This window comes from Kitasatospora sp. NPDC056184 (genome assembly GCF_042268405.1).
Taxonomy (GTDB): Bacteria; Actinomycetota; Actinomycetes; order Streptomycetales; family Streptomycetaceae; genus Kitasatospora.
Map to the genome: position 1 here is coordinate 96,493 of NZ_JBHJUI010000009.1, position 24,997 is coordinate 121,489.

Sequence of the window (24,997 nt, forward strand, 5' to 3'; positions counted from 1 at the left end):
GTCGAGGGCAAGAGTACATGAAAACCACTTTCATCTGACACGTCGACGGAAACCCCGGTCCGGCGTGTTGAAAATGAAAACGAATCCCGTTACGGTCCTGGCTGTCGAGTCCGTCGAAAGGGAGAGCCGTGGCGCATCTGCTGGTGATCGAGAGCTGGGTCGGCTCCATGAGCAGACTGCTGCCACGGGCGTTGGGGGAGGGCGGCCACCGCTTCACCTTCCTCACCCGCGACCTGCACCACTACCTGCGGTCCGCCGCCCCCGCCGACGGCCCGCACCCGCTGCTCGCCGCCGAGAACGTCCTCACCGCCGACACCAACGACCCGGACGCGCTGCTCCCGTACGCCGAGCGGCTGCACGCGCTGCTCGGCTTCGACGGCGTGCTCTCCTCCTGCGACTACTACCTCCCGCAGGTCGCCCGGGTGGCCCGCCGGCTCGGCCTGCCCGGACCGGCGCCCGACGCCGTCGCCGCCGCCTGCCGCAAGGACCTCACCCGGGCCCGGCTCGCCGCGGCCGGTGTCCCCGGGCCCGCGTACGCGCTCTGCGCCGACCGCGAGCAGGCCCGTGCCGCGGCCCGGGCGATCGGCTACCCGCTGGTCGTCAAGCCGGTCGACCTGTGCGCCGGGATGTTCGTCCGCCAGGTCCGCGACGAGGTCGAACTCCTCGCGGCGATCCGGGCGCTGGACGCCTTCCCGGTCAACGCGCGCGGCCAGCGGCGGGAGCCGGCGGTCCTGCTGGAGGAGCTGCTCACCGGCCCCGAGGTCAGCGTCGAGACGGTCTCCGCGGACGGCGTCGCGCACGTCGTCGGCATCACCGACAAGAGCGTCGGCGGCGCGCCCGCCTTCGTCGAGACCGGCCACATGTTCCCGGCCGCCCTCGACCCGGCCGAGGCCGCCGCCGCCGTCCGCACCGCCCTCGACGCGCTGGCCGCGCTCGGCCTCGACCAGGTCGTCGCGCACACCGAGATCAAGCTCACCCCCGCCGGGCCCCGGGTGGTCGAGGTCAACCCGCGCCCGGCCGGGAACCGGATCACCGAGCTGGTCCGCCGCGTCACCGGGGTCGACCTGGCCGCCGCCGCGGTCGACGTCGCGCTCGGCCGCCGGCCCGACCTGGCCGTCCACCCGACCGGGGTCGCCAGCGCCGCCATCGCCTTCCTGGTGCCCGATGGCGGGCAGTCCGGCCCGCTGGACGGCTTCGACGGGGAGGACGCGGTACGGCGCGACCCGGCGGTGGTCGAACTCGACCTCGCCGGGCCCGGCCGCGAGGTGCGGCCCGCGACCAGCAACAACGAGTACCTCGGGCACGTCATGACCGCCGACACCGGCGGGGCGGGGGCGCGCCGCACGGCCGAGCGGCTGCTCGCCGGGCTCACCCCGCGCCTCGCGCCCGCCGGCCGCCCGGCCGAACCCGCGGCGGTGTCCGCATGAGCGCCACCACCGCGATCGGCCCGCTCGTGCTCCCCGCCCCGAGCGCCGGGATCACCGCCCTCCCCGTGCTCGACCTGATCACCGGGCGGGCCCGTACGGGGGCGTACGGGCCCGACCCGGCCACCTTGCGGATCGCGCTCGCCTTCAGCACCGTCCAGGCCGTCCGGCACCCCGGCCGCACCCGCGGCTACCGCAACGAGGTGCTCAGCCTCCGGCTCGGCGCCGCCGTCGGCTCCTGCGCCGTCGAACCGGGCGAGCTGCCCGCCGACACCGTCACCGACTGCGTCGGCGCGCCCGTCGGTGAGCTGCTCGACCACCCGGTCACCGCCGTCCGGGTCGCCGCGCTCGACGCCTACCTGGGCCACTGCCGCCCGCACGCGCCGGCGTACGGCGCCCGGCGGTTCGGTCTGCCCGCCGGATCCTCGCTGGTGAAGTCACGGGTCCGGGCGGCCGCCGTGGTGGGGTTGCTGCCGCTCGCCGCCGTCCGCCGGGTCCTGGTCGTGGGCGTCGTCAACTCGCTGCTGGAACAGCTCCGTTCGCACGGGGTCGAGTACCGGGCGTGCGACCTCAAGGGCGGCACCACCGAATGGGACGAGCCGGTGCACACCGACGCCCTCGCCCACCTCGACGACTGCGACGCGATCCTCGCCTCCGGCATGACCCTCGGCAACGGCTCCCTGGACCCGCTGCTCGACCACGCCCGCGCCACCGGGAAGCCCCTGGTGCTGTTCGCCCAGACCGGCAGCTCCGTCCTCCCCCAACTGCTCGGCGACGGGGTCACCGCCGTCAGCGCCGAGCCCTTCCCCTTCTTCTGGCTCGACGGCGGCCCCACCGTCATCCACCTGTACGGGGGTGCGGGCCGGTGACCGCCCTGCTCGACTCCGGCGCGGCCCCGGCCCGTCCGATGCCGGGCAATCCGGCCCTGCTGCCACTGCTCGGCGGCACCCCGCTGGTCCGGATCGCCACCCCGCTGCCGCAGCCGCACCCCGGCTTCTGGGCCAAGCTGGAGGGGCTGAGCGCCGGCGGCATGAAGGCCCGCTCGGCCGTCGCCATGCTCCGCGGCGCCCGGGCGCGCGGCGAACTGCGGCCCGGCGCCACGGTGGTGGAGTCCACCTCGGGCACCATGGGCATCGGCCTGGCCTTCGCCGGACAGGCCCTCGGCCACCCCGTCGTCCTGGTCGGCGACAGCGAACTCGAACCGTCCGTACGGCAGTTGCTGCGCGCCTACGGCGCCCGGCTGGAGCTGGTCGAGCAGCCCGCCCGGCACGGCGGCTGGCAGGCGGCCCGGATCGCCCGGCTGCGCGCCGTGCTCGACCGGCTGCCCGACGCCTACTGGCCCGACCAGTACAACAACCCCGACAACGCCCACGGCTACCGGGCGATGGCCCAGGAGATCACCGCCGACCTCGACCACCTGGACGTCCTGGTCTGCAGCGTCGGCACCGGCGGCCACAGCGCCGGACTCGCCGAGGCGCTGCGCCGCCGCTGGCCCCGGCTGCGGGTGATCGGCGTCGACTCGGTCGGCTCCACCATCTTCGGCCAGCCCGCCCGGCCCCGGCTGATGCGCGGCCTCGGCAGCTCCATCCACCCGCGCAACGTCGCCCACCACGCCTTCGACGAGGTGCACTGGGTCGGCCCGGCCGAGGCGGTCGACGCCTGCCGTCGGCTGGCCCGGGGCGCCTTCGTCAGCGGCGGCTGGTCCACCGGCGCGGTCGCCCTGGTGGCCGCCTGGGCCGCCCGCGTCGACCCGGGCGCCGCCGTCGCCACCGTCTTCCCCGACGGCCCGCACCGCTACCTCGGCACCGTGTACGACGACGCCTTCTGCCGGCGGCACGGCCTGGACGCCGGACGGGCCGCGCCGCGCCCGATCGAGATCCCGCACCCGGAGGCCGTCGAGGTCACCGGCTGGGCCCGCTGCCGCACCGGCCGGACCGCATCCGCGGAGCCGGCCGCCGTCCCGGTGGGCGCCGCCGCCCCCGCCCGCACCGAGGAGGAGCGATGAAGCTCGACGTCCGCACCGTCCGGCTCCGGCTCGCCGCGCCGCTGCGCATCTCCCGCTCGGTCACCACCGAGCGGGACGCCGTCCAACTCTCGCTCGGCCACGGCGGGTTGACCGGCCACGGCGAGGCGGTCAGCAGCGTCTACCTGGACCTGCCCACCGAACGGATCCGGCGCGGGCTCGACGCGCTGCGCCCCGCGCTGGAGCGCGGCCAGGACCCGGAGCAGGCGCTCGCCGACCTCCAGGGCGGCGCGGCCCCGTACGCGGCGCTGCCGGCCGGGGTGCTGGCCGCCGTCGAGGCCGCCCTGCTCGACCTGGTCGGCAAGCGCGCCGGCGAGCCCGTCCACCGGCTGCTCGGCCGCGCCGAACCGGTCGCCGCCGCCACCGCCCGGACCATCGGCATCGACCCGCCCGCCCGCGCCGCCGTCCAGGCCGCCCGGCTCGCCGACGCCGGGTTCACCGTGCTCAAGGTCAAGGCCGGTGCCGCCGACCCCGGCCTCGACCTGGCCCGCGTCCAGGCCGTCCGCGAGGCCGCCCCGGACGCCCGGCTGCTGCTCGACCCCAACGGCGCCTGGACCCCCGCCCAGGCCCTCCAACTGCTGCCCGCCTTCGCCGCCACCGGCGTCGAGGCCGTCGAGCAGCCGATCCCCCCGGGCCGCCCCGACACGCTCGCCGCCGTCGCCGAACGCTCGCCCGTGCCGGTGATCGCCGACGAGGACGCCGTCGGCTACGAGGACGCCTGCCGGCTCGCCGGCCGGGTGCAGGGCGTCAACCTCAAGCTCGCCAAGTGCGGCGGCGTCCACCAGGTGCTGCGCATCGCCGAGGCCCTGCGCGGCAGCGGCACCGAGCTGATGCTCGGCTGCCTGGCGGCCAGCTCGCTCGGCATCGCGCCCGCCGTCCACCTCGCCGACCGGGCCCGCTGGCTCGACCTCGACGGCCACCTGCTGCTCGCCCACGACCCCTGGCAGGGCATCGGCGGCGCCGACGGCACCGTCCGCACCCCGGACCGGGCCGGCCTCGGCGTGCTGCCCGCGCCGGCCGCCGGACCGCTCCCCGGGCAGGGCGCCGAGCCGCTCGCGGGCCCCCGGCCGGTGGCCGGCCGGTGAGGATACTGCGCGCCGTACGGTCCTTCCCGCTGCCCGTACGGCTCCTGCTGGTCAACCAGTTCGGCGTCAACACCGGCTTCTACCTGCTCATCCCGTACCTGGCCGGCCACCTCGGCCACGACCTCGGCCTGTCCGCGCTCGCCGTCGGCACCGTGCTCGGCCTGCGCAACCTCAGCCAGCAGGGCCTGTTCATCCTCGGCGGCTCGGCCGCCGACCGGCTGGGCCCGCGCCGCGTCATCATCGCCGGGTGCGCGCTGCGCAGCGTCGGCTTCGGACTGTTCGCGCTCGGCGACACCCTCGGCCCGCTGCTCGCCGCCTCCGTGCTCAGCGGGCTGGCCGGCGCGCTGTTCAACCCGGCCGTGCGCAGCTACGTCGCGCACGCGGCCGCCGACCGCAAGGCCGAGGCGTTCGCGCTGTTCTCGGTGTTCGCCGCCACCGGCGCGCTGGCCGGACCGCTGATCGGCACCGTCCTGCTGCTGGTCGACTTCCGGGCCGCCGCGCTCACCGCCGCCGGCGTCTTCGCCGTGCTCACCGTCGCCCAGGCCTGCGCGCTGCCCGAACCCGCCGCCCGGCCCGCACCGCCGCGCGGCGTGCTCGCCGACTGGCGCGAGGCCGCCGCCGACCGGCGGTTCCTGGCCTTCTCGCTCGGCATGGTCGGCCTGTTCGGCATGGAGAGCCAGCTCTACCTGCTGTTGCCCGACGCCGCCCGCCGCGCCACCGGCTGGGAGGGCGCCGTCAGCCTGGTCTTCCTCACCGGCACCCTCGCCAACCTGACCCTGCAACTGCGCATCACCACCCGGCTGCAACGGCACGGCCCGCCCTCCCGGTGGATCCCGCTCGGCCTCGCCGTCGCCGCCACCGGCTTCCTGCTGCCGCTCGCCGCCCCCGGGCTGCCCGGCGTGCTCGGCGGCGTGCTGCTGCTCCACCTCGGACTGATGACCGCGCAGCCGTTCGTCCTCGCGCTGATCCCCGCCTTCGCACGCGACGGCCTGACCGGCACCTACTACGGCCTCTACTACGTCGTCTCCGGCTTCGCCGCCGCGCTCGGCAACACCCTGGTCGGCCGGGCCATGGACAGCACCGCCACCGCGCCCTGGCTGCTCTGCGCCGCCCTCGGCCTCGGCTCCGCCACCGCCCTCGCCCGGCTGCACCGCACCGGACGACTCCCCGCCCCCGCCCGCCCCCTCCCCAGCGAGGCCCGATGAACCACCGCACCCCGGCCGCCGTCCCGGCCGCCACCCCCGACGCCGCCCGCCGCAACCTGCTCACCGACCATCCGGAACTCTACGAACTCCGCTTCCCCGACCCAGGGTTCACCGCCGCCCGGTGGGCCGAGTCGATGCTGCGCGAGCACGGCGCCGGACCCGACGTCCTCGACCTCGGCTGCGGCACCGGCCGCGACGCCGGCTGGCTGCACCGGGTGGCCGGCCGCAACGTCACCGGCCTGGACAGCTCCCCGGCGATGATCGCCCACGCCCGGGCCCGCCACCCCGGACCGGCCTACCACGTCGGCGACATGCGGGACTTGGCGCTGCCCGGGCGGTTCGACGCCGTGCTCTGCCTGGACAGCGCGCTGCTCTACTGCCACACCAACGCCGACCTCGACGCCCTGTTCGACCGGCTCCGCCGCCGACTGCGCCCCGGCGGCCTGCTCGTCGCCGAGATGCGCAACGGCGCCTTCTTCCTCGGCCGCACCGAACTCCTCGACGCGCCACGGCTCGACAGCATCACCCACGAGGGCGTCACGCACACCTCGCGCACCGTGCTGCGGATCGACCACGCCGCCCAACTGCTGCGCCGCACCCGCAGCTGGTCGAGCGACGACGGTGCCCCGCCGGTCGAGCAGCACTCCGCCTGGCGGCTGCTCTTCCCCCAGGAACTGCGCCACCTGCTCGCCCACCACGGCTTCGGCGTCCTCGCCCTGCACGACCGGCCCGGCCCGCGCACCGAACCGCCCTGGACGGACGGCGACCGGCCCGCCGACACCGCCGACGGCGACCGCCTCCACCTGGTCGCCCGGCTCGACTCCCCCGACCGGAAGAGGCACTGACCCCGATGCCGCTCACCCGCCGCACCCTGCTCGCCGCGTCCGCCGCCGCCCCGGCCCTCGCCCTGCTCTCCTGCGCACCGGACCGCGCCGGCACCGCCGCCGACGGCGCGCCCGCGGCCGCCACGCCCCGGCGCGGCGGCCGGCTGCGCGCCCTGTTCGCCGGCGGCGGTGCCAACGAGACCCTCGACCCGCACCAGGTCAACCTGTTCGCCGACGCCGCCCGCGCCAAGGCGCTCTACGACAAGCTCGCCGACTGGGGCCCCGACCTCGCCGCCGTCCCCCGCCTCGCCGCCGGCTGGGAGCCCGGCCCCGGCCTGGACGTCTGGACCGTCCGCCTGCGCGAGGCGCGCTTCCACGACGGCCGCCCCGTCACCGCCGCCGACGTCCTGTACAGCTACCGCCGCATAGCCGACCCCGGGCGCGCGTTCCGGGCCCGGGCCTCCCTCGACCCGGTCGACCTCGTGGCCAGCCGCGCCGTCGACCCGCGTACCGTCGAGTTCCGGCTCAGCCGGCCCTGCGCCGAATTCCCCAACGTCCTGGCCGCGTTCGGCGCCTACATCGTCCCGGACGGCGCCGAGGACTTCCAACGGCCGGTCGGCTCAGGCCCGTTCGCCTTCGTCGCGTTCAAGCCCGGCAGCTCCCTGCTGCTGCGGCGCTTCGACGACCACTGGGACGGCGCGCCGCACCTCGACGAACTGGAGATCCTCGCCGCCGCCGAGGAGTCCGCCCGGGCCAACGCCCTGCTCGCCGGACAGGCCGAGTACGCCCACGAGCTGACCCCCGCCACCGCCCGCACCCACGAGTCCGGCGGGCGGATCCGCATCGTCCGGCTGCGCAACAGCGCCATGCAGGGCTTCGTCATGAAGACCGACCGGCCGCCCTTCGACGACGCCCGCGTCCGCCAGGCGTTCTTCCACCTCGTCGACCGGCGGGAACTCGTCGACGGCGCGCTCTCCGGCGCCGGGGAGATCGGCAACGACCTGTTCGGCAAGGGCGGTCAGTACTACCCGGCCGACCTCCCGCAGCGCACCCGCGACCTCGACCGGGCCCGCGCCCTGCTGCGCGCGGCCGGCGCCGAGGGGCTGCGGGTCACCCTCGACACCTCGCCGGTCGCGGCCGGACTGGTCGAGGCGGCGGGCATCCTCAAGGACCAGGCGGCCGAGGCCGGCATCACCATCGAGGTGCGGGTCGGCAGCAAGGACACCTACTGGAAGGACATCCTGGACGGCGGCGTGCTCGCCTCCTTCCGCTCCGGCGCGATGCCCATCGAGTCCCACCTCTCCCAGCGGCTGCTGTCCGGCTCCACCACCAACGCCACCCACTGGCGCCACCCCGACTTCGACGACCTCTACACCCAGGCCCAGTCCACCGCCGACCCGGCCGCCCGGGCCGCCCTCTACGGGCGGATGCAGCGCCGGCTGCACGAGGAGGGCGGGCTGCTGGTCTGGGGCTTCGCCGACTGGATCGTCGGCACCGCCCCGCGGCTGCGCGGCGTCGCCGCCGACGCCCCGGCCAACACCCTCGACTGGGCCAGGTTCGACAAGGTCTGGCTGGCATGACGGCGCTGCCGCGCGGCTGGGCCCGGCGCCGGCTGCTGCTCGGCGCCGGGCAGATCGCGGCCGTCCCGGTGCTGGTCTTCGCCCTCACCGAGGCCCTCCCCGGCGACGCCGCCGTCACCCTCGCGGGCGACGACCCCGACCCGGCCCGGATCGCCGCGATCCGCGCCGCGCTGGACCTCGACCGCCCGGCCGTGCAGCGGTTCGCCGACTGGGCGGGGGACCTCGTCCACGGCGAGCTGGGCCGCTCACTGGCCGGCGGCCGCCCGGTCGCCGAGCAACTGGCCGACGGCCTGGTGCCGACCCTCCTGCTGGCCTCGCTCACCCTCGCCCTGCTCGTCCCGGCGGCGGTCGGCCTCGGCCTGCTCGCCGCCCGCCGCGAGGGCGGCCCGCTCGACCGCACCCTCAGCACCGTGACCCTCGGGCTGTACGCCGTCCCGGAGTTCGCGCTCGGCGTGCTGCTCACGGCGGTCTTCGCGCTGCGCCTCGGCTGGCTCCCGCCGACCGCCGTCGGCGGCCTCGCCCGGGAACCGGCCGCCCTGGTGCTGCCCGTCGCCGTACTGCTGGCCCGCCCGGTCTGCTCCACCGCCCGCCTGGTCCGGGCCGGGCTGGTCGACGCGATGGCGGCCCCCTACGCCGTCCACGCCCTGCGCTGCGGCGTCCCGCCCACCCGCGTCCGCCTCACCCACGCCCTCCCCAACGCGCTCGCCCCGGCCGTCCAGCACCTCGCCCGCACGGCGGACTGGCTGCTCTGCGGCGTGATCGTGGTCGAGGCGCTGTTCGTCGTGCCCGGCCTCGGCACCGTCCTGCTGGACGCCGTCGCGGCCCGCGACGTCCCCGTCGTCCAGGCCCTGGCCGTCCTGTTCGGCACCGTCACCGTCCTCCTCAACCTCGCCGCCGACCTCACCGCCCGCCGCCTCGCCCCCCGAACGGAGCTCGCCGTATGACCCCCCACCGCCGCCCCGCCGCCCCGCCTCCCGTCCGACGGCCGATCGGCCACCGCGTTCGCCACGCCTCCGGCGCCGTGGGGCCACCGCCCGTTCCCACCGGCGAGCCCGCGCAGCGGCCGCACGCCGTCCCCGAGCGCCGCCCGGCCGCCCGGCCCGCCTTGCCGCAGCGGGGTGCGGTTCGTCAAATACCGTTCGGGGAACGTGGGTTGACCGACGTCCTGCCCGTCACCCCGCCGGGGAGTGCCGTGGGTCGCCACGGAGAGGCTCCGCAGCCGTCTCGCGCTCCGGCCCGCGAGAGCCGGGGTGTGTGGCGCGGCATCCGCCGACGGCGTCGGGCCGGTGGCGCGGGCCGGGCTTCCGGCGGGGTGCGGGCGTGCCGGGACTCGGGCGGAGCCGGTCCGCGCCGAGGTTCCCTCCCGGTCGGCCCGCCGCCCGGGGGCGCGTTCGGGTGCGGCGTCGGCCGGGTGGTGGTGCGGCGCTGTCGGTGGCTGGTGCGCCGGGCGGTTGCGGTGGCCGGGCGGCGGCCGGCATCCGGCGGGGCCGGGGCGTGATGAGGCGGTACATGCTCGGGCTGGCGCTGATCGCCCTGCCGTTGCTGCTCGCGCTGTTCGGACCGCTGGTGGCGGGGGAGCCCGGGCCGCGCGGGGTGTCGTTCACGGCGGGCGGTGACGGCCACTGGCTCGGTACGGACTTCACCGGGCGCGACGTCTGGCGGCAGATCCTGCTCGGCGGGCGGTCGGTGGTGCTCGTCGCGGTCACCGCGACCGTGCTCGCCCACCTGATCGCCCTGCCCCTCGCGCTGGCCGCCGCGCTGACCGGGCGGGCGTGGCTCGAAGAGCTGCTGCTGCGGCCGCTGGACGTGCTGATCGCCGTCCCCGCCCTGCTGCTCGTCCTGCTGGTCGCTACCGCGCTGGAGCCCGGACCCGCCGGGCTGGCGGTCCTGGTGGGGGTGGCGGCGGTGCCGGACGCCGCCCGGGTGGCGCACGCGGCGGCGGTGGCGGCGGCGTCCCGGCCGGTGGTCGAGGCGCTGCGGCTGCACGGCGAGTCGTGGGCGCGGATCGCGTTCGGGCAGGTCGCGCGGACGATCCGGCGCACCCTGGCCGCCGATGCCGGAACCCGCCTGGTCGGCGCGCTGTACCTGGTCGCGACGGCGGCGTTCCTCGGGGTCGGGGTGCGGCCGGACGCCGCCGACTGGGCGGTGATGGTCGACCGCAACCGGCCGGGGCTGTTCCTGCAACCCTGGGCGGTCGTCGTCCCCGCGCTGCTCGTGGCGGCGCTGTCCACCGGCACCAACCTGCTGTTCGACGCCGCGCAGTACCGCTCCGCGCCGGCGGGCCGGAAGGCGGCGGCATGACCGGCGACGACCTCGCGACGGTGGACCGGCTGCGGGTACGGGTCGGCGCGCGCGTGCTGGTGGACGGGGTGTCGCTGCGCGTGCGGCCGGGCCGGGTGACGGCGCTGGTCGGACCGTCGGGCAGCGGCAAGACCACGACCGCGCTCGCCCTGCTGGGCGCGTACCCCGACGGCGCGGCGGTGTCGGGCACGGTCGTGCCGGGCCCCCGGGTCGGCTACGTGCCGCAGCACCCGGGAGCCGTGCTCAATCCGGCCCGCCGGGTGGGGGTGCTCCTTCGCGACCTCGCCCGGGTCCACGGCGGCGGCCCGGAGGCCGTCGCGCGTGCGCTGCGGGACGCCGAACTCGCGGACGTGGACGGTGTGCTGCGCCGCTTCCCGCACCAGCTCTCCGGTGGCCAGCAGCAGCGCGTGGTGCTCGCCCAGGCGTTGCTGACCGGCGCCCGGGTGATCGTGGCCGACGAGCCCACCACCGGCCAGGACCCGGTCACCACCCGCCGGTTGGCCGCCCTGCTCGGCCGGCTGGCCGCGCGCGGCACCGGCCTCCTCCTGCTCAGCCACGACCTCGACCTGGTCCGGGAGCTGGCCGACGAGGTGATACTGCTGGCGGACGGCCGCGTGGTGCGCACCGGCCCGCCGGCCGACGTCCTCCCACGACCGCGACCGCGACCGCGAGCACAGCCCACCCCGCCGACACCGTCCCGCCCCGCGCCCGGACCGCCGCGCCCGGTCCGCCTCGACGTCTCCGGCCTCACGGCCCGCCACCCCGGCGGCGCCGTCGTGCTGCACGAGGTCGGGCTGACGCTCCGGCCGGGGGAGTGCCTCGCCCTGACCGGCCGCTCGGGCAGCGGCAAGACCACCCTGGGCCGCTGCCTGGCCGGACTGCACCCCCGCCACGAGGGCACCGTCCGGCTGGACGGCGCGCCGCTGCCGCGCAGCGTCCGGCGGCGCGGACGGCGGGAGTTGGCGGCCGTGCAGTACGTGTTCCAGGACGCCCGGGCGGCGTTCGCCGAGCACCGCCCCGTCCTGGACCAGGTGGCCAGGGCGGCGGTCCGGCTGCGCGGCCTCGCCGCACCGGCGGCCGCGGAGGAGGCGGGCGAACTGCTCGCGGGGTTCGGCCTGGACCGGGCGAAGGCGGCCCGCCCGCCCGCCGGGCTCTCCGGCGGAGAGTTGCAACGGGCTTCACTGGCACGGGCGTTGATCGTCCACCCGAAGGTGCTGGTGTGTGACGAGGTCACCTCGGGGCTGGACGCGGCGACCCGGGCGGCGATCCTCGCCGACCTCGGCGACCGCCGGGACCGCACCGGCCTCGCGCTGCTGTTCGTCTCCCACGACCCGGCGGCCGTCGCGGCCCTCGCGGACACGGTGGCCACCCTCGCGGACGGACGGCTGCGGGCGGCCGGGCCGGCCCACCCGTCCGGGTGAGGGGCCGGCGGAGCCCTCGGCCGGCGTCTCCGCCATGACCACCGCGTCCGCAGCCGTTCCCACCCCCGAGGCGATCACCGCGCTCCTCGACGTCCTCGACGTCGTCGATGCGCAGGCCGTCCGCCGGGCGTTCGAGGCCGAGCGCCCGGGGCCGCTGCCCGACCACTGGTGGCCGGCCGTCCCGGGCGCGACGTACGAGGAGGCGTTCGCCGCGCCGGGCCTGGTGGCCGAGCGCCTCAGCGCCGCCTGCGGCCGCGCCCAGGTGTACTTCCAGGACCCGTTCGCCGATCCCGCCGTCCGGGCCGCCGCCGGCCTCCCCGTGAACCCCGCCGCGATCACCGCCGGCACCCCGGTCCGCGGCCACGGCCGGCCGGCCCCGACCGCCCCGGGCGCCGGCCACCACGGCTTCGGAGGCGCGCCCGTGCTCTGAACCACCGGAGCGCGGAGCCGCCCGCGCACGCCCCCACCTTCGTCGGCCCGCGCGCTGATCCGCCCCGAACCGTCCGGTACGTCCTAGGCTGAACCCGCCCGGACGGCCGGACGGCCGTGGGAGTCGGGAGGGGCCCGGCGGCCGGGGTCTCGGAGGTGGTCGCGATGGTCAGCGGTGGGACAACGACCGAGGTGCGCTGCGTGGCGGCCGTCCCGTGCTGGGTGAGCCTGATGGCGCGCGACCTCGACGCGGCCAAGGCCTTCTACGGGCCGCTGCTGGGCTGGGAGTTCGAGCCGGGGCCGGACCGCTTCGGCCCGTACGTGCACGCGGTGACCGGCGGGGAGGCGGTGGCCGGGCTGGGGGTGGCGAGCGGCGGCTGGGACATGCCCGTCGCCTGGACCAGCTACTTCGGCACGGAGAGCGCGGACGCCGCCGCCGACGCGGTCCGCGAACGCGGTGCGACGCTCGCGGTGGGGCCGCTCTCCTTCGACGCGGGCCGGGTGGCCTTCGCCGCGGACCCGGCGGGCGCGGTGTTCGGCATCTGGGAGGGGCCGCTGGGCCGGGCCCGGCGGCTCGACCTCATGGGAGCGCCGGTCTGGATCGAGCTGCGCACCCCGGATCCGTTCGCGGCCGCGCTCTTCTACGGCGAGGTGTTCCGCTGGGACGGCCGGGACCCGGAGCGGTTCGAGGTCCGCTGGGAGCACGACCGGGTGGTGCTGCGGGCCGAGGGGCACAGTGTCGCCGCGCTGGCCAGGGAGCAGGCGGGCGGCGCGGCGGGGATGCCGCCGCACTGGGAGGCGTCGTTCTCGGTGCCGGACACCGACGCGGCGGTGGCGAGGGCGGAGGAGCTCGGCGGCCGCGCGCTCGGCCCGGCGTTCGACTCGCCGTACGGGCGGGTGGCCCGGCTCCAGGACCCGGAGGGCGGCCGGTTCGCGGTGATCAGCGCCAAACCCTGATCCACCGGACCCCGGTACCGCGCAGCCTCACGGCCCGGCCTCGGCGATCTCCGCACGGTCGGCCCGCAGCCGTTCGGCGAGCGCGTTCCGGGCGGCGGCCGGCAGGGCCTTGCGGGCGGCGGGGAACAACTGCTCCTCCTCGGTCGCCAGGTGCCGGCGCAGCAGCTCGGCCAGTCCGCCCAACAGGGTGTCCGCCGCCGGGTCGCCGGGCGGGAGGGCCTGCAGATCCGCGAGGTACTGGCCGATCGCGAGGTGGTCGTGGATGCACCGGAACACCATCGCGCCGCCGTCCGGCACATCGTGCTGGACGACCGGGAACAGGTGCTCCTCCTCCGCCGCGCAGTGGCTGAACAGCAGGTCGGTGAGCTGCCCGATCAGCTGCTCCGAGGCCGCTCCGCCGTCCTGCCCGGTCCCGCCGTCCTGCCCGGTCCCGCCGTCCTGCCCGGTCCCGCCGCCCTGCCCGGCCGCTCCGCCGCCCTGCCCGGCCCCGCCGGAGGGCGCCGGAGCGGGCTCGATCCGGGCGAGCAGGTCCTCCACCGCGCGGTGCTCCGCGGTGAACTCGCCGAGGATGTCCGGCCTGCGGCTCATGGCGCGCCCGCCTCTCCCGTCTGCTGCGGCTCCGCCCCCGCTACCTCCAGTATCCGGCGACGCGCCCGTCGCCCGGGCGGCGCAGCCGCGGGCGAGCGGGCGAAGCGGTCGGCGGAGGAGCCGGCGGGCGGTGAGAACCGCAGGTCAGGGGCGGTCCCGGCGCCCGGTGAGCGCGAGCATCCGGGTCTGCGGGGAGGCGTCGTCCGGCACCGGCAGCGGCGCGTCGAAGTACCCGCTGCCCGAGAGGTCCCCGTAGCCGGTGAACTCGGCGAGCGCGAAGTCCACCAGGTCCTCCGGCAGCCGGGTGAGCCGGCCGGTGCCCTCGGCGAGGTCCCAGGTGTGCACGACGGCGTCGGCGGTGAGCTGGTCCAGGTAGTACTGGCCGGAGACGTCGCCGAAGGAGAGGTGCACGGTGAGCTCGGTCGCGCCGGGGACGGCGAAGGCGTCGCGCGCGGCGTTCGCGGCGGCGGTCCAGGCGCCGACCGGGTCGTCGCCGAGGACGTCGCCGTCGAAGCGGGCGCCGACCTCGCCGATGGTGGCGCCCATCAGCAGTTCGGGCACCCAGAGCTGCTCGCCGGTGAGGTGGTTGACCAGCTCGCGGACGTTCCAGTCGGTGCAGGGGGTGGGCGCGTCCCACTGGTCGGGGGTGATCAGCCGCACCCGTTCGGTGAAGGCGGCGAGGGCCTCGGCGTGCGGGGTGCCCTTGCTGTCCGCCCGCCGCTGTTCGTTGCGATGTGCCATGACCTGAGCCTGCCCCGCCCCACGCCTCCGTACGCCGGTCTACACCACTACTGACCCGATCACGCCAAAATCTACTGTCCGGCTGGTTGTTCAAATTCAAACTTCCAGGTACGGTCGCATCACCCCACTGGTTCGAATTTGAACAAACCCGGGCCAGTATCGACGAACCCCCCTTTTTCGATGGAGACGCGCATGCCGAGCGGCAGCCCGAGCACGACCGCCCCCACCACCCCCGCCGTCGCGGCCGGAAGAACCCCCGGACTCGCGACCACCTCCCCGCACGCCTACGACGCAGGCCTCCTGCTGCTGCGCGTGGCCCTCGGCCTGACCATGGCCGCCCACGGAAGCCAGAAGCTCTTCGGCTGGTTCGGCGGCGGCGGGATCGACGGCACGAGTGCGTTCTTCGACTCGAAGGGCTACCCGGCGTCCAAGGCGATGGCCGTCGTGGCCGGCCTCACCGAGACCGGCGGCGGACTGGCGCTCGCCGTCGGCCTGTTGGCCCCGCTGGCCGCCGCCGCGATCCTGGGCACCATGCTCAACGCCCTCGCCGTCTCGTGGAGCGGCAGCTTCTTCGCCATGAAGGGCGGCAGCGAGTACGAGCTGCTGCTGATCGCCGCCGCGGCGGCGCTGGCGCTGACCGGTCCCGGCCGCTACGCGGTGGACCGCTACCTGCCGGTGGTGCGCGAGCACCGGCTGGTGTACGGCGCGGCCGCCGTCGCGCTCGGTCTGGTCACCGCGGGCGTGGTGCTCCTCGTCCGCAGCTGACGCACCGCGGCGGCCGTGCCTGCCGCCCGTGAAGGCCGCCGGTCAAAACCGGCGGCCTTTGTCGTTCTGCGGGCGTTCCGTGAAGTTCCTGTGGGGAGGCGGCAGTTGTCGGTTCTGGGCCTTCCTCGAACATGTGATGTATGCCATTGTACATGTCACACCCCCCACCGATGATCGGCGAGCACCTCCCCAACGGTGCCGTCGCAACGGTCCTCACCACCCCCACCGGCCGCGCCCTCACGCGGCCGACGAAGGCCCGGAGGCCCCCACGTGAGTACCGCACGTCCATTGCACCAACACCCCCATGTCGCGAGGCTGTTGACGCTCGTCCTCGCGATGTTCGTGGCGGTCGGCCTGTTCGCCCCGCGCGCCCAGGCCGCCCCCGCCCCGGTCCCGTCGCCGTCCGGCGCGGGCTCGCCCGCCGCCGGTCCCGCCGGTCTGGCCCCGCAGCCCGCGGTGGGCGGCGCGCCGGACACCCACGGCACGAAGAAGTCGGTGCCGGCCCGTGAGCGCGCCCCGTTCTCGACTGCGAACCCGGAGCGCACCGAGACCCTGTCGCCGGTGGAGCGGAAGTCGGAGCAGAAGGCCGAGCTGGCCAAGGCGTTCGGCGAGGGTGCCCCCACAGCCCTCGCCGAACAGCCCTGCAACATCCCCGACTTCAGCCGAACCGGCGGCGCCCTGGTGCAGGCCGTCAAGTCGGCCGACATGGGTTGCATCAACGACCTGTTCCTGCTGACCGGCGGTGACGCGAGCGGAACCTTCCGCGAGTCCCAGATGGTCACGGTGGCGGACGCCCTGCGCGACAACGCCGCGAACTACCCGGGCGACAACTCCGCCTCCACCGCCCAGCTGGTGCTGTTCCTGCGGGCCGGCTACTACGTGCAGTGGTACCACGCGTCCGACGTCGGCACCTACGGCACCGCCCTGCAGACCTCCATCCGCGGCGCGCTGGACGCCTTCTTCAACAGCGCGCACTCCCGTGACGTCTCCGCCGCCAACGCGGGCACGCTCGGCGAGGCGATCACCCTGATCGACAGCGCCCAGGAGAACGTCCGCTACCTGCCGGTGGTCAAGCGCCTGTTGGGCGCCTACGACGCCGCCACCCACAACCCGGCGAACATGGGCAACGCGCTCAACAGCGTGTTCACCGTGCTGTGGCGCGGCCACCAGACGAAGGGCTTCGTCGAAGCGGTGCAGGCGGACCAGAGCGTGCTCGACGCGCTCTCCTCCTTCGCCCTCGCCAACGGCGCCCTGCTCGGCGGCGACTACACCTTCCTGGTCTACAACGCGACCCGCGAGCTGGGCCGCTTCGTGCAGTACCCCGCTCTCCAGCCCAAGGTCCGCCCGCTGCTCAAGGGGCTGGCCGACAAGTCCTCGCCGAGCGACCGCACCGCCTACCAGTGGGCGGCCGTCGCCGAGATGACCGAGGCCTACGACGCCGGCAACTGCTCCACCTACGGCACCTGCGACGCCCCCGCCCGGCTCAAGTCGGCCGTCCTGACCGTCGACCACAGCTGCAGCCCGAGCATCCGGGTCCTCGCCCAGAAGCTGGACGCCGCGCAGCTGGACACCACCTGCTCCAGCCTCAACGGCCAGGACGCCTTCTTCCACTCCGTGGCCAAGGACGGCGGCCCGGTCGCCGACGACCGCAACACCACCATCGAGGTCGTGGTCTTCCACACGCGCTTCGACTACATCGTGTTCGCCGCCGGCATCTACGGCATCGACACCAACAACGGCGGCATGTACCTGGAGGGCAAGCCGAACGAGGCCGGCAACCAGCCGCGCTTCCTCGCCTACCGGGCCGACTGGACGCCCGACTTCCAGATCTGGAACCTCAACCACGAGTACACCCACTACCTCGACGGCCGGTTCGACATGTACGGCGACTTCGACGCCGGCATGACCACCCCGACCGTCTGGTGGGTCGAGGGCCTCGCCGAGTACGTCTCCTACTCGTACCGCAAGGAGACCTACAGCGCCGCCATCTCCGCGGCCGGCCAGCACACCTACCGGCTCTCCGACCTCTTCGACACCGCGTACGGCGACCAGGAGCGCGTCTACCGCTGGGGCTACCTGGCCGTCCGCTACATGCTGGAGCAGCACCGCTCCGACATGGACGCCGTGCTCGCCAAGTACCGCACCGGTGACTGGGCCGGCGCCCGCACCATCCTCAAGACCACCATCGGCACCCGCTACGACGCGGACTTCGACCGCTGGCTGACCGACTGCGCGGCCGGCGCCTGCGGCGTCGGCACCAACCCCGGCGACAACCAGGCGCCGACCGCCGCCTTCACCAGCGCGGTCTCCGGCCTGGCGGTCACCTTCACCGACCGTTCCACCGACCAGGACGGCACCGTCGCCTCCCGCAGCTGGGACTTCGGGGACGGCACCACCGACACCGCGGCCAACCCGGCCAAGACGTACGCCAAGGCCGGCACCTACACCGTCACGCTCACGGTGACCGACGACAAGGGCGCCACCGCGAGCACCCGGCAGGACGTCGTCGTCGGCTCCTCGGCGGAGTGCACCGGGGCCGACACCCGCCAGCTGGACAGGAACTGCGGGCGCGTCAACGTGGCGGCGACCACCGGCAACTACGCGCACTTCTACCTGTACCTCCCGGCCGGGGTGACCCAGCTGAAGCTCACCAGCACGGGCGGCACGGGCAACGCCGACCTGTACTACAACGGCGGCGGCTGGGCGTACACCGACGCCTACACCGCCAAGTCCGGCAACGCCGGCAACGGCGAGACCCTGACCATCACCAACCCGCCGGCCGGCTACGTCTTCCTGAGCCTCCACGCCCAGGAGGGCTTCTCCGGCGCGACCGTCAAGGCCGAGTACTGACCGAGGAGCGGTGAACCGACCGCACTGACCGAGGGCCCCGGCGCCGAGCCGCCGGGGCCCTCCCGTCATTCCCCGATCCGTACCAGGGCGAGCGTGATGTTGTCCGGCCCGCCGGCCTCGATCGCGGCCTTCCAGAGCGCGAACGCCGCCCGCCCGTCGGCCCGTTCGGCCTCCTCCGGCGGCCGGGTGAGCAGTACCGACAGCTCCTCCTCCGGCACCGGGTCGGTCAGCCCGTCGCTGCACACCAGGTACCGGTCGCCGACGGCCAGCGGCGCGCTGCGGACGTGCGGTTCGACGAAGGTCAGCCCGAGCGAGCCGCCGAGGGTCTGGGTGACCATCGCGGTGGTGCGCCGCCCGGGCGGCAGCGGCGGGCTGTCGTCCACGCTGACCCGCCGCAGCGTGCCGTCGTCGATCCGGTAGACGCGGCTGTCGCCGATGTTGAAGACCACGGCCCGGTCCGCCAGCATCACCAGGCCCGCCACCGTGGTGCCCATCGCGGCCAGTCCCGGGTCCTCGCCGGCGGCCGCGTACACGTCCCGGTTGCAGGTCTGGAGGGCGTCCCGGACGCTCTCCTCGCCGTCGAGCGCGGGCCCGGCCTCCGCGAGCCGCCGGGCGACCAGGGCGCTGGCGACCTCACCGCCGGGGTGGCCGCCGAGCCCGTCGGCGACCGCGACCACGCAGGGCGGGCCGAGCGGGAAGAGCAGCGTCTGCGGGTTGGTGGTGACGGTCGCGCAGAGCGTCCACGGTCCGACGGCGAGGCTGTCCTCGTTCCGCTCGCGCACCAGGCCCTCGTGGCTCAGCGCGCTCACCGCGATGTACGCCGCCATCGGTTCGCCGCCCTTCGGGTGCTCCGGCCGACCGCTCTCCGGCTCCTCCCATTGTCGCGCGCCGCCGGCCGGCCGGGGCGGGGGAGCGGTCCCGGCGGGTATTGCATCGGTCGGTCCAAAACGGCTACGGTGCTGCCATGGCGAGACCGCGCACCTTCGACGAGGACCGGGCGCTGGACGCGGCGATGCGGGCGTTCTGGGCGAACGGCTACGAGGCCACCTCCACCCAGGACCTCTGCGAGGCGACCGGCCTCGGGCGGAGCAGCATCTACAACACGTTCAGCAGCAAGCGCGACCTGTTCCGGAGGTCGCTGGAGCGCTACAACGCGCTGATGACCGTCCCGCAGGTCGCCCTGCTGGAGGACCTCGACGTGCCGCCGCTGGAGCGGATCCGGCTCCTGCTGGCGCGGGTCGTCGACGGAGAGTTCGAGAACCGCCCGCAGGGGCGCAGCCTCGGCTGTCTGACCGTGAACACCGTGGTCGAGCCGGCCGGGCGCGACCCGGAGGCGGCCGCGGTGCTGGAGCGGGACCAGGAGGTGCGGCTGGCCGCGCTGCGGGCCGCGATCGAGGCGGGGCAGCGGGAGGGCGGGATCGCCGGGCGCCGGGAGGCGGGTGAGCTGGCCCGCTTCGTGAACGCGGTGATCGCCGGGATGCGCGTCGCCGCCAAGGGCGGGGCCGACCGGGCCGCCGTCGAGGCCGTCGCCGCCACCGCCGTGGACGCGCTCACGCCCTGAGCTCCGCCCGCCCGCCTTCCCGGCCGATCGGTCGGGTGCTCTCGCCTGCCCCAATTTTGAACCGATCAATCCAAAACTATCGGGGGAATGCTCCCATGCCACGTGCCGTGTACGTCCTCGCCCTCGGCATCTTCGCGATGGTGACCAGTGAGTTCGCCGTCGCCGGGCTGATGCCGCAGCTGGCGGAGGGCCTCGACGCGACCGTCCCGCAGATCGGCTACCTGATCACCGCCTTCTCCGTCGCGATGTCCTTCGGCGGTCCGTTCCTCACCGTCTCACTGCTGAGGATTCGTCAGAAGCACGCACTGCTCCTGCTGTTCGCGGTCTTCCTGGTGGGCAACCTGCTCGCCGCGACCGCCTCCGGCTATCCGGTGATGCTGGTCGCCCGGGTGGTCGGCGGGATCGCCGCGCAGGCGTTCTTCGGCATCTCGATCTCGCTCTGCGCCCAGCTGGCGCCCGCCGAGCTGCGCGGTCGCTCGATCGCCGTGCTGATGAACGGCCTGATGCTCGGCACCCTGCTCGGCCTGCCGCTGGCCACCGTCATCGGCGAGCACCTCGGCTGGCGGGCGGCCTTCTGGGCGATCGCCGTCCTCACCGTGCTGGCCGCGCTGGGCACCGTCGCCGGCGTGCCGGACGCCGACCACGCCGAGGGCGGCGGCTCGCTCCGCGCCGAGCTGGGCGTCCTGCGCAACCGGCGGCTCTGGCTGGCCTTCGTCACCAGCACCCTGATCATCGGCGCGACCTTCTCGCTGTTCAGCTACGTCAACCCGGTCCTGACCGAGATCGCCGGCTTCTCGGCCGGCTCCGTCCCGCTGCTGCTCGTCGCCTACGGTGCGGCGACCGTGATCGGCAACACCGTGGTCGGCCGGCTCGCCGACCGGTACGCGCTGCCGGTGCTCGCGGTCGGCCTGGCGCTGAACACCCTCTTCCTGGCCGGCCTCGCGCTCTTCGCCCAGCTCCGGGTGCCGGCGGTCGGGCTGCTGCTCGGGGTCGGCCTGGTCGGCGTCACCATGAACCCGGCGATGGCCTCGCGGGTCCAGCGGATCGGCAACGCCCGTCCGCTGGTGAACACCGTCCACAACTCCTTCATCACGCTGGGCGTCATCCTCAGCTCCCTGCTCGGCGGGCTCGCCATCGACGCCTGGGGCCTGCGCGCCGCCCTCTGGCTGGGGGTCGCGCTGGCCGCCGCGGGCCTGCTGACCCTGCTCCCGGACGCGCTGAGCGCCCGGCGCGCGGTTCCGGGCGGCAGTGCGGCCTCGGAACAGCGCCCGGGCGCGGAGGGGAATAACACCCGGGTGGCGGATGCTAAAGTGGTTGAAACTTTGACGATCGGATCCTGAGCCAGGTTTCACCTGCGGGATTCAACCTGGAGTGTGGTGAGCAACATGCAGTTCGGAATCTTCACCGTCGGCGATGTCACCCCCGACCCGACGACCGGCCGCACCCCGACCGAGCACGAGCGGATCAAGGCGACCGTCGCCATCGCGCGCAAGGCCGAGGAGGTCGGCCTGGACGTCTTCGCGACCGGCGAGCACCACAACCCGCCGTTCGTGCCGTCCTCGCCGACCACCCTGCTCGGCTACATCGCCGCGCAGACCGAGCGCATCATCCTCTCCACCTCGACCACGCTGATCACCACCAACGACCCGGTGAAGATCGCCGAGGACTACGCGGTGCTCCAGCACCTCGCCGACGGCCGGGTGGACCTCATGATGGGCCGCGGCAACACCGGCCCGGTCTACCCCTGGTTCGGCAAGGACATCCGCCAGGGCATCCCGCTCGCGATCGAGAACTACGCGCTGCTGCACCAGCTGTGGCGTGAGGACGTGGTCGACTGGTCGGGCCGCTTCCGCACCCCGCTGCAGTCCTTCACGGCCACCCCGCGCCCGCTGGACGACGTCCCGCCGTTCGTCTGGCACGGCTCGATCCGCAGCCCGGAGATCGCCGAGCAGGCCGCCTACTACGGTGACGGCTTCTTCGCGAACAACATCTTCTGGCCCAAGGAGCACTTCAAGAAGCTGATCAACCTCTACCGCGAGCGCTTCGCCCACTACGGGCACGGCACCCCCGAGCAGGCCATCGTCGGCCTCGGCGGCCAGGTGTTCATGCGCAAGAACTCCCAGGACGCGGTGCGCGAGTTCCGCCCCTACTTCGACAACGCGCCGGTGTACGGACACGGGCCGTCGCTGGAGGAGTTCACCGCGGAGACCCCGCTCACCGTCGGCAGCCCGCAGGAGGTCGTCGAGAAGACCCTGGCCTTCCGCGAGACCTTCGGCGACTACCAGCGCCAGCTGTTCCTGATGGACCACGCCGGCCTGCCGCTGAAGACCGTGCTGGAGCAGCTGGACCTGCTCGGCGAGGAGGTCGTGCCGGTGCTGCGCGAGGAGTTCGCCAAGGGCCGGCCGGCCGACGTGCCGGACGCGCCGACCCACGCCTCGCTGGTCGCGGCCGACCGCGCCCGGCGGGAGCAGCAGCGGAACACCGAGGAGAACACGGAGGCGACCAAGTGACCGCGTACCGACTCGTCGTGATCAGCGCCGGCCTGAGCAAGCCGTCCTCGACGCGCCTGCTCGCGGACCGGCTGACCGACGCGACCGTCCGCCGGCTCGCCCGCGACGGGCGCGAGGCGGACGTCACGGTGGTCGAGCTGCGTGACCTCGCCACCGACATCGCGCACAACTTCGTCACCGGCTTCCCCGGCGGCGCGCTGCGCGAGGCGATCGACGCGGTCACCCGGGCCGACGGGCTGATCACGGTGACGCCGATCTTCGCCGCCTCCTACAGCGGGCTGTTCAAGTCGTTCTTCGACGTGCTCGACCCCGACGTGCTCACCGGCAAGCCGGTGCTGATCGCCGCCACCGGCGGCACGCCGCGCCACTCGCTGGCGCTGGAGCACGCCGTCCGGCCGCTGTTCAGCTACCTGCGCTCGGTGGTCGTCCCGACCTCGGTCTACGCGGCCACCGACGACTGGGGCAGCACGGGCGACCGGCTCACCGACGGGCTCCCGGGCCGGATCGAGCGGGCCGCCGGCGAACTCGCCGGGCTGCTCGCCGGCCGCGCCCCCAGCGGGCCGGCGGCGGACGGCGGGTCCGAAGAGGAGGAGGAGACGGTGGTCCCGTTCGCCGAGCAGCTGGCGGCCCTGCGGGTCTGACGGCGGCGGCGCACGCGCACCCGGCAGGGGGCGGACCCGGGCGACCGGGTCCGCCCCCTGCCGTACGCTCAGCCCACCCGGGCGTCGTACGAGGCGCGGGCCGCCGCGATCTCGCGCTGGTGCGTCTCCGTCCAGTCGACCAGCGAGCGGACGGTCTCGTGCAGCGTCCGCCCGAGCGGCGTCAGCGCGTAGTCCACCCGCGGCGGCACCACCGGGTGCACCGTCCGCTCGACCAGGCCGTCCCGCTCCAGCTGGCGCAGCGTGACGGTCAGCATCCGCTGGCTGACGCCGTCGATCTCCCGGCGCAGCTCGGTGAAGCGCAGCGAGCCGCGGTCCAGCAGGGCGATCACCAGCAGCGACCACTTGTCGGCGATCCGGTCGAGGATCTGCCGGACCTCGCAGTCCTCCCGGGTGTCCCACTGGAAAACGTCGTAGTCGTCCCCGGTATCCGCGCAGTGCGTCGGTGACTTCGAAGTGCCTTCTTCCATGGCTCCTGATGCTGCCTCAGGATGGGCAGTGGTTACAAGAGGGAACCGACCGGACGAAGGGGAACCGCCCCGTCCGGTGTCCCCGCCTCCCCGCGCACTCCCAGGAGACCTCCGTGTCCGCGTCCTCCGCCGTGCCCGAAACCGGCACGCCCGCCCTCGCCCCCGTCGTCCCGCCACCGCCCCCGCCGCCCTCCGCCCGCCTCACCGGGCGCGAGGCCGCTGTCCTCCTGGTGCTGTGCGGCGCGATCTTCCTGGAGGGCGTCGACGTCGCGATGCTCAACGTGGCGCTCCCCTCGATCCGCGCCGACCTCGGCATGGACACCGGCGCGCTCAGCTGGGTGCTCAGCGCCTACGTCCTCGGCTACGGCGGATTCATGCTGCTCGGCGGCCGCACCGCCGACCTGCTCGGCCGCCGCCGGATGTTCCTGCTCTGGCTCACCGTCTTCGTCCTCTTCTCCGGACTCGGCGGCCTCGCCGGAGCCCCCTGGGTGCTCGTCCTGGCCCGCTTCGCCACCGGCCTCGCGGCCGCCTTCATGACCCCCGCCGGCCTGGCGATCATCACCACCGCCTTCGCCGAGGGCCCGCGCCGCAACCGCGCGCTGCTCCTCTACGCGGGCACCGCGGCCGCCGGCTTCTCGCTCGGCCTGGTGGCCGGCGGCCTGCTCACCGCGATCAGCTGGCGCTGGGTCTTCTTCGCCCCGGTGCTGCTCGCCGGCGGCCTGCTGCTCGCCGCCCTGCCGCTGCTGCCGCGCGACCAGGCACCCGCCCGCCGCCCCGGCGAGCGCTTCGACCTGGCCGGCGCCGCCACCGCCACCGGCGCCATGCTGCTGCTGGTCCACACGGTGGTGCGGATCGGCGAACCGGACGCCGCCGCCGGTCGGACCCTCGCCGAGCTGGCCGGCGGCCTCGCCCTGCTGGCGGCCTTCGCCGCGATCGAGCGGCGCTCCGCCGCCCCGCTGGTCCGGCTCGGCCTGCTGCGCTCCGGCCCGCTGCTGCGCGCCAACCTCGGCGCACTGCTGTTCGCCGGCTCCTTCTTCGGCTTCCAGTTCACCGTCACCCTCTACCTGCAGGACCTGCGCGGCTGGACCCCGCTGCAGACCGGCCTCGCGCTGCTCGCCGTCGGCGTGGACGCGGTGCTCGCGCCGACCCTCACGCCCCGGCTGGTGGAGCGGTTCGGCACCGTCCGGGTGATTCTCGGGGGCTTCTGCCTGGCGGTGGTGTCCTACGCGCTGTTCCTGCCGGTGGGCCCGGACTGGAGCTATCCGATGATGTTCCCGACCATGCTCCTCACCGGCCTGGCCTTCGCCCTCGCCTACGGGCCGCTGACCATCGCCGCCACCGACGGCGTCGCCGAGGAGGAGCAGGGGCTGGCCGGCGGGCTGCTCAACACCGCCTTCCAGTTCGGCGCGGCGCTCGGCCTCTCCGCGGTCACCGCCGTCCACCTGGCCGCCACCGGCCCCGGGGACTCCGGGCCGGACGGCTTCCGGGCCGCCCTGGCGGTCCCGGTCGCGGCGGTCGCCCTCGGCGCGCTCGTCACCGCGTCCGGCCTGCGCCGCCGTCGCGCCTCGTCCTGACCGGTTCGTCCTGACCGGCTGGTCCTGGGA

At 75.2% G+C, this 24,997-nt stretch carries 23 protein-coding genes; 19 read left to right on the top strand and 4 right to left on the bottom strand.

The features are described 5' to 3' along the window. The first annotated feature begins 128 nt into the window (after positions 1 to 128). From ACFC0B_RS19475 to ACFC0B_RS19530, 12 genes are all read left to right on the top strand, one after another. Entirely contained in the window at positions 129 to 1,427 is a 1,299-nt protein-coding gene (locus ACFC0B_RS19475) for an ATP-grasp domain-containing protein (RefSeq protein ID WP_376087060.1), read from the top strand. After that, positions 1,424 to 2,293: a Rossmann-like domain-containing protein gene (locus ACFC0B_RS19480; protein ID WP_376087061.1), complete on the top strand. Its 870-nt coding sequence runs from the start codon at positions 1,424 to 1,426 to the stop codon at positions 2,291 to 2,293. The genes ACFC0B_RS19475 and ACFC0B_RS19480 overlap by 4 nt, the downstream gene beginning before the upstream one ends. A 38-nt stretch (positions 2,294 to 2,331) precedes the next feature. After that, entirely contained in the window at positions 2,332 to 3,429 is a 1,098-nt protein-coding gene (locus ACFC0B_RS19485; RefSeq protein ID WP_376087441.1) for a PLP-dependent cysteine synthase family protein, read from the top strand. After that, complete coding sequence (locus tag ACFC0B_RS19490; RefSeq protein WP_376087062.1) at positions 3,426 to 4,532, top strand: dipeptide epimerase; 1,107 nt, start codon at positions 3,426 to 3,428, stop codon at positions 4,530 to 4,532. The genes ACFC0B_RS19485 and ACFC0B_RS19490 overlap by 4 nt, the downstream gene beginning before the upstream one ends. Continuing rightward, on the top strand, positions 4,529 to 5,737 hold the full coding sequence (locus tag ACFC0B_RS19495; RefSeq protein ID WP_376087063.1) for an MFS transporter: 1,209 nt from the start codon (positions 4,529 to 4,531) through the stop codon (positions 5,735 to 5,737). The genes ACFC0B_RS19490 and ACFC0B_RS19495 overlap by 4 nt, the downstream gene beginning before the upstream one ends. Beyond that, entirely contained in the window at positions 5,734 to 6,582 is an 849-nt protein-coding gene (locus ACFC0B_RS19500; protein ID WP_376087064.1) for a class I SAM-dependent DNA methyltransferase, read from the top strand. Before ACFC0B_RS19495 ends, ACFC0B_RS19500 begins: the two co-directional genes overlap by 4 nt. 5 nt (positions 6,583 to 6,587) lie before the next feature. After that, the gene (locus ACFC0B_RS19505; protein WP_376087065.1) at positions 6,588 to 8,141 is read left to right on the top strand and encodes an ABC transporter substrate-binding protein; all 1,554 of its coding nucleotides are present in this window, start codon (positions 6,588 to 6,590) and stop codon (positions 8,139 to 8,141) included. Then, the gene (locus tag ACFC0B_RS19510; RefSeq protein ID WP_376087066.1) at positions 8,138 to 9,085 is read left to right on the top strand and encodes an ABC transporter permease; all 948 of its coding nucleotides are present in this window, start codon (positions 8,138 to 8,140) and stop codon (positions 9,083 to 9,085) included. The genes ACFC0B_RS19505 and ACFC0B_RS19510 overlap by 4 nt, the downstream gene beginning before the upstream one ends. 565 nt (positions 9,086 to 9,650) lie before the next feature. Beyond that, positions 9,651 to 10,442: an ABC transporter permease subunit gene (locus ACFC0B_RS19515; protein WP_376087067.1), complete on the top strand. Its 792-nt coding sequence runs from the start codon at positions 9,651 to 9,653 to the stop codon at positions 10,440 to 10,442. Further along, positions 10,439 to 11,863 carry an ABC transporter ATP-binding protein gene (locus ACFC0B_RS19520; protein WP_376087068.1) on the top strand — a complete coding sequence of 475 codons (1,425 nt, stop codon included), beginning with the start codon at positions 10,439 to 10,441 and terminating at the stop codon, positions 11,861 to 11,863. Before ACFC0B_RS19515 ends, ACFC0B_RS19520 begins: the two co-directional genes overlap by 4 nt. 34 nt (positions 11,864 to 11,897) lie before the next feature. Beyond that, positions 11,898 to 12,293: a hypothetical protein gene (locus ACFC0B_RS19525; RefSeq protein ID WP_376087069.1), complete on the top strand. Its 396-nt coding sequence runs from the start codon at positions 11,898 to 11,900 to the stop codon at positions 12,291 to 12,293. Positions 12,294 to 12,493: 200 nt separating this feature from the next. Next, positions 12,494 to 13,249, top strand: a complete 756-nt coding sequence (locus ACFC0B_RS19530; protein ID WP_376087070.1) for a VOC family protein — start codon at positions 12,494 to 12,496, stop codon at positions 13,247 to 13,249. A gap of 27 nt (positions 13,250 to 13,276) precedes the next feature. Here ACFC0B_RS19530 and ACFC0B_RS19535 read toward each other — a convergent pair whose 3' ends face one another. Next, positions 13,277 to 13,837 (bottom strand): hemerythrin domain-containing protein, encoded by a 561-nt coding sequence (locus ACFC0B_RS19535; protein WP_376087071.1) that lies wholly within the window; start codon positions 13,835 to 13,837, stop codon positions 13,277 to 13,279. 144 nt (positions 13,838 to 13,981) lie between these two features. Next, a complete protein-coding gene (locus tag ACFC0B_RS19540; RefSeq protein ID WP_376087072.1) occupies positions 13,982 to 14,578 on the bottom strand; it encodes a TIGR03086 family metal-binding protein in 597 nt (198 codons plus the stop codon). A gap of 192 nt (positions 14,579 to 14,770) precedes the next feature. Here ACFC0B_RS19540 and ACFC0B_RS19545 point away from each other — a divergent pair, with 192 nt between their 5' ends. Beyond that, positions 14,771 to 15,343: a DoxX family membrane protein gene (locus ACFC0B_RS19545; protein ID WP_376087073.1), complete on the top strand. Its 573-nt coding sequence runs from the start codon at positions 14,771 to 14,773 to the stop codon at positions 15,341 to 15,343. Positions 15,344 to 15,679: 336 nt separating this feature from the next. After that, complete coding sequence (locus ACFC0B_RS19550) at positions 15,680 to 18,193, top strand: collagenase (protein WP_376087443.1); 2,514 nt, start codon at positions 15,680 to 15,682, stop codon at positions 18,191 to 18,193. 65 nt (positions 18,194 to 18,258) lie between these two features. Here ACFC0B_RS19550 and ACFC0B_RS19555 read toward each other — a convergent pair whose 3' ends face one another. Further along, the gene (locus tag ACFC0B_RS19555) at positions 18,259 to 19,020 is read right to left on the bottom strand and encodes a PP2C family protein-serine/threonine phosphatase (RefSeq protein ID WP_376087074.1); all 762 of its coding nucleotides are present in this window, start codon (positions 19,018 to 19,020) and stop codon (positions 18,259 to 18,261) included. Between the two features lie 137 nt (positions 19,021 to 19,157). On the opposite strand from ACFC0B_RS19555, the gene ACFC0B_RS19560 reads away from it, so the two are divergent. The 4 genes from ACFC0B_RS19560 to ACFC0B_RS19575 all read left to right on the top strand — a co-directional run bounded on the left by ACFC0B_RS19560 (position 19,158) and on the right by ACFC0B_RS19575 (position 22,905). Next, positions 19,158 to 19,754, top strand: coding sequence for a TetR/AcrR family transcriptional regulator (locus tag ACFC0B_RS19560; RefSeq protein ID WP_376087075.1), 597 nt, complete (start codon positions 19,158 to 19,160; stop codon positions 19,752 to 19,754). 95 nt (positions 19,755 to 19,849) lie between these two features. Further along, the gene (locus ACFC0B_RS19565) at positions 19,850 to 21,094 is read left to right on the top strand and encodes an MFS transporter (RefSeq protein ID WP_376087076.1); all 1,245 of its coding nucleotides are present in this window, start codon (positions 19,850 to 19,852) and stop codon (positions 21,092 to 21,094) included. A gap of 45 nt (positions 21,095 to 21,139) precedes the next feature. Continuing rightward, entirely contained in the window at positions 21,140 to 22,264 is a 1,125-nt protein-coding gene (locus ACFC0B_RS19570; protein WP_376087077.1) for an LLM class flavin-dependent oxidoreductase, read from the top strand. After that, positions 22,261 to 22,905, top strand: coding sequence for an FMN reductase (locus ACFC0B_RS19575; RefSeq protein WP_376087078.1), 645 nt, complete (start codon positions 22,261 to 22,263; stop codon positions 22,903 to 22,905). Before ACFC0B_RS19570 ends, ACFC0B_RS19575 begins: the two co-directional genes overlap by 4 nt. Positions 22,906 to 22,973: 68 nt before the next feature. On the opposite strand, the gene ACFC0B_RS19580 is transcribed toward ACFC0B_RS19575, so the two are convergent. Then, positions 22,974 to 23,393: a winged helix-turn-helix transcriptional regulator gene (locus ACFC0B_RS19580; protein ID WP_376087079.1), complete on the bottom strand. Its 420-nt coding sequence runs from the start codon at positions 23,391 to 23,393 to the stop codon at positions 22,974 to 22,976. Positions 23,394 to 23,620: 227 nt separating this feature from the next. Here ACFC0B_RS19580 and ACFC0B_RS19585 point away from each other — a divergent pair, with 227 nt between their 5' ends. Then, complete coding sequence (locus tag ACFC0B_RS19585; RefSeq protein WP_376087445.1) at positions 23,621 to 24,967, top strand: MFS transporter; 1,347 nt, start codon at positions 23,621 to 23,623, stop codon at positions 24,965 to 24,967. Positions 24,968 to 24,997: the final 30 nt, after the last annotated feature.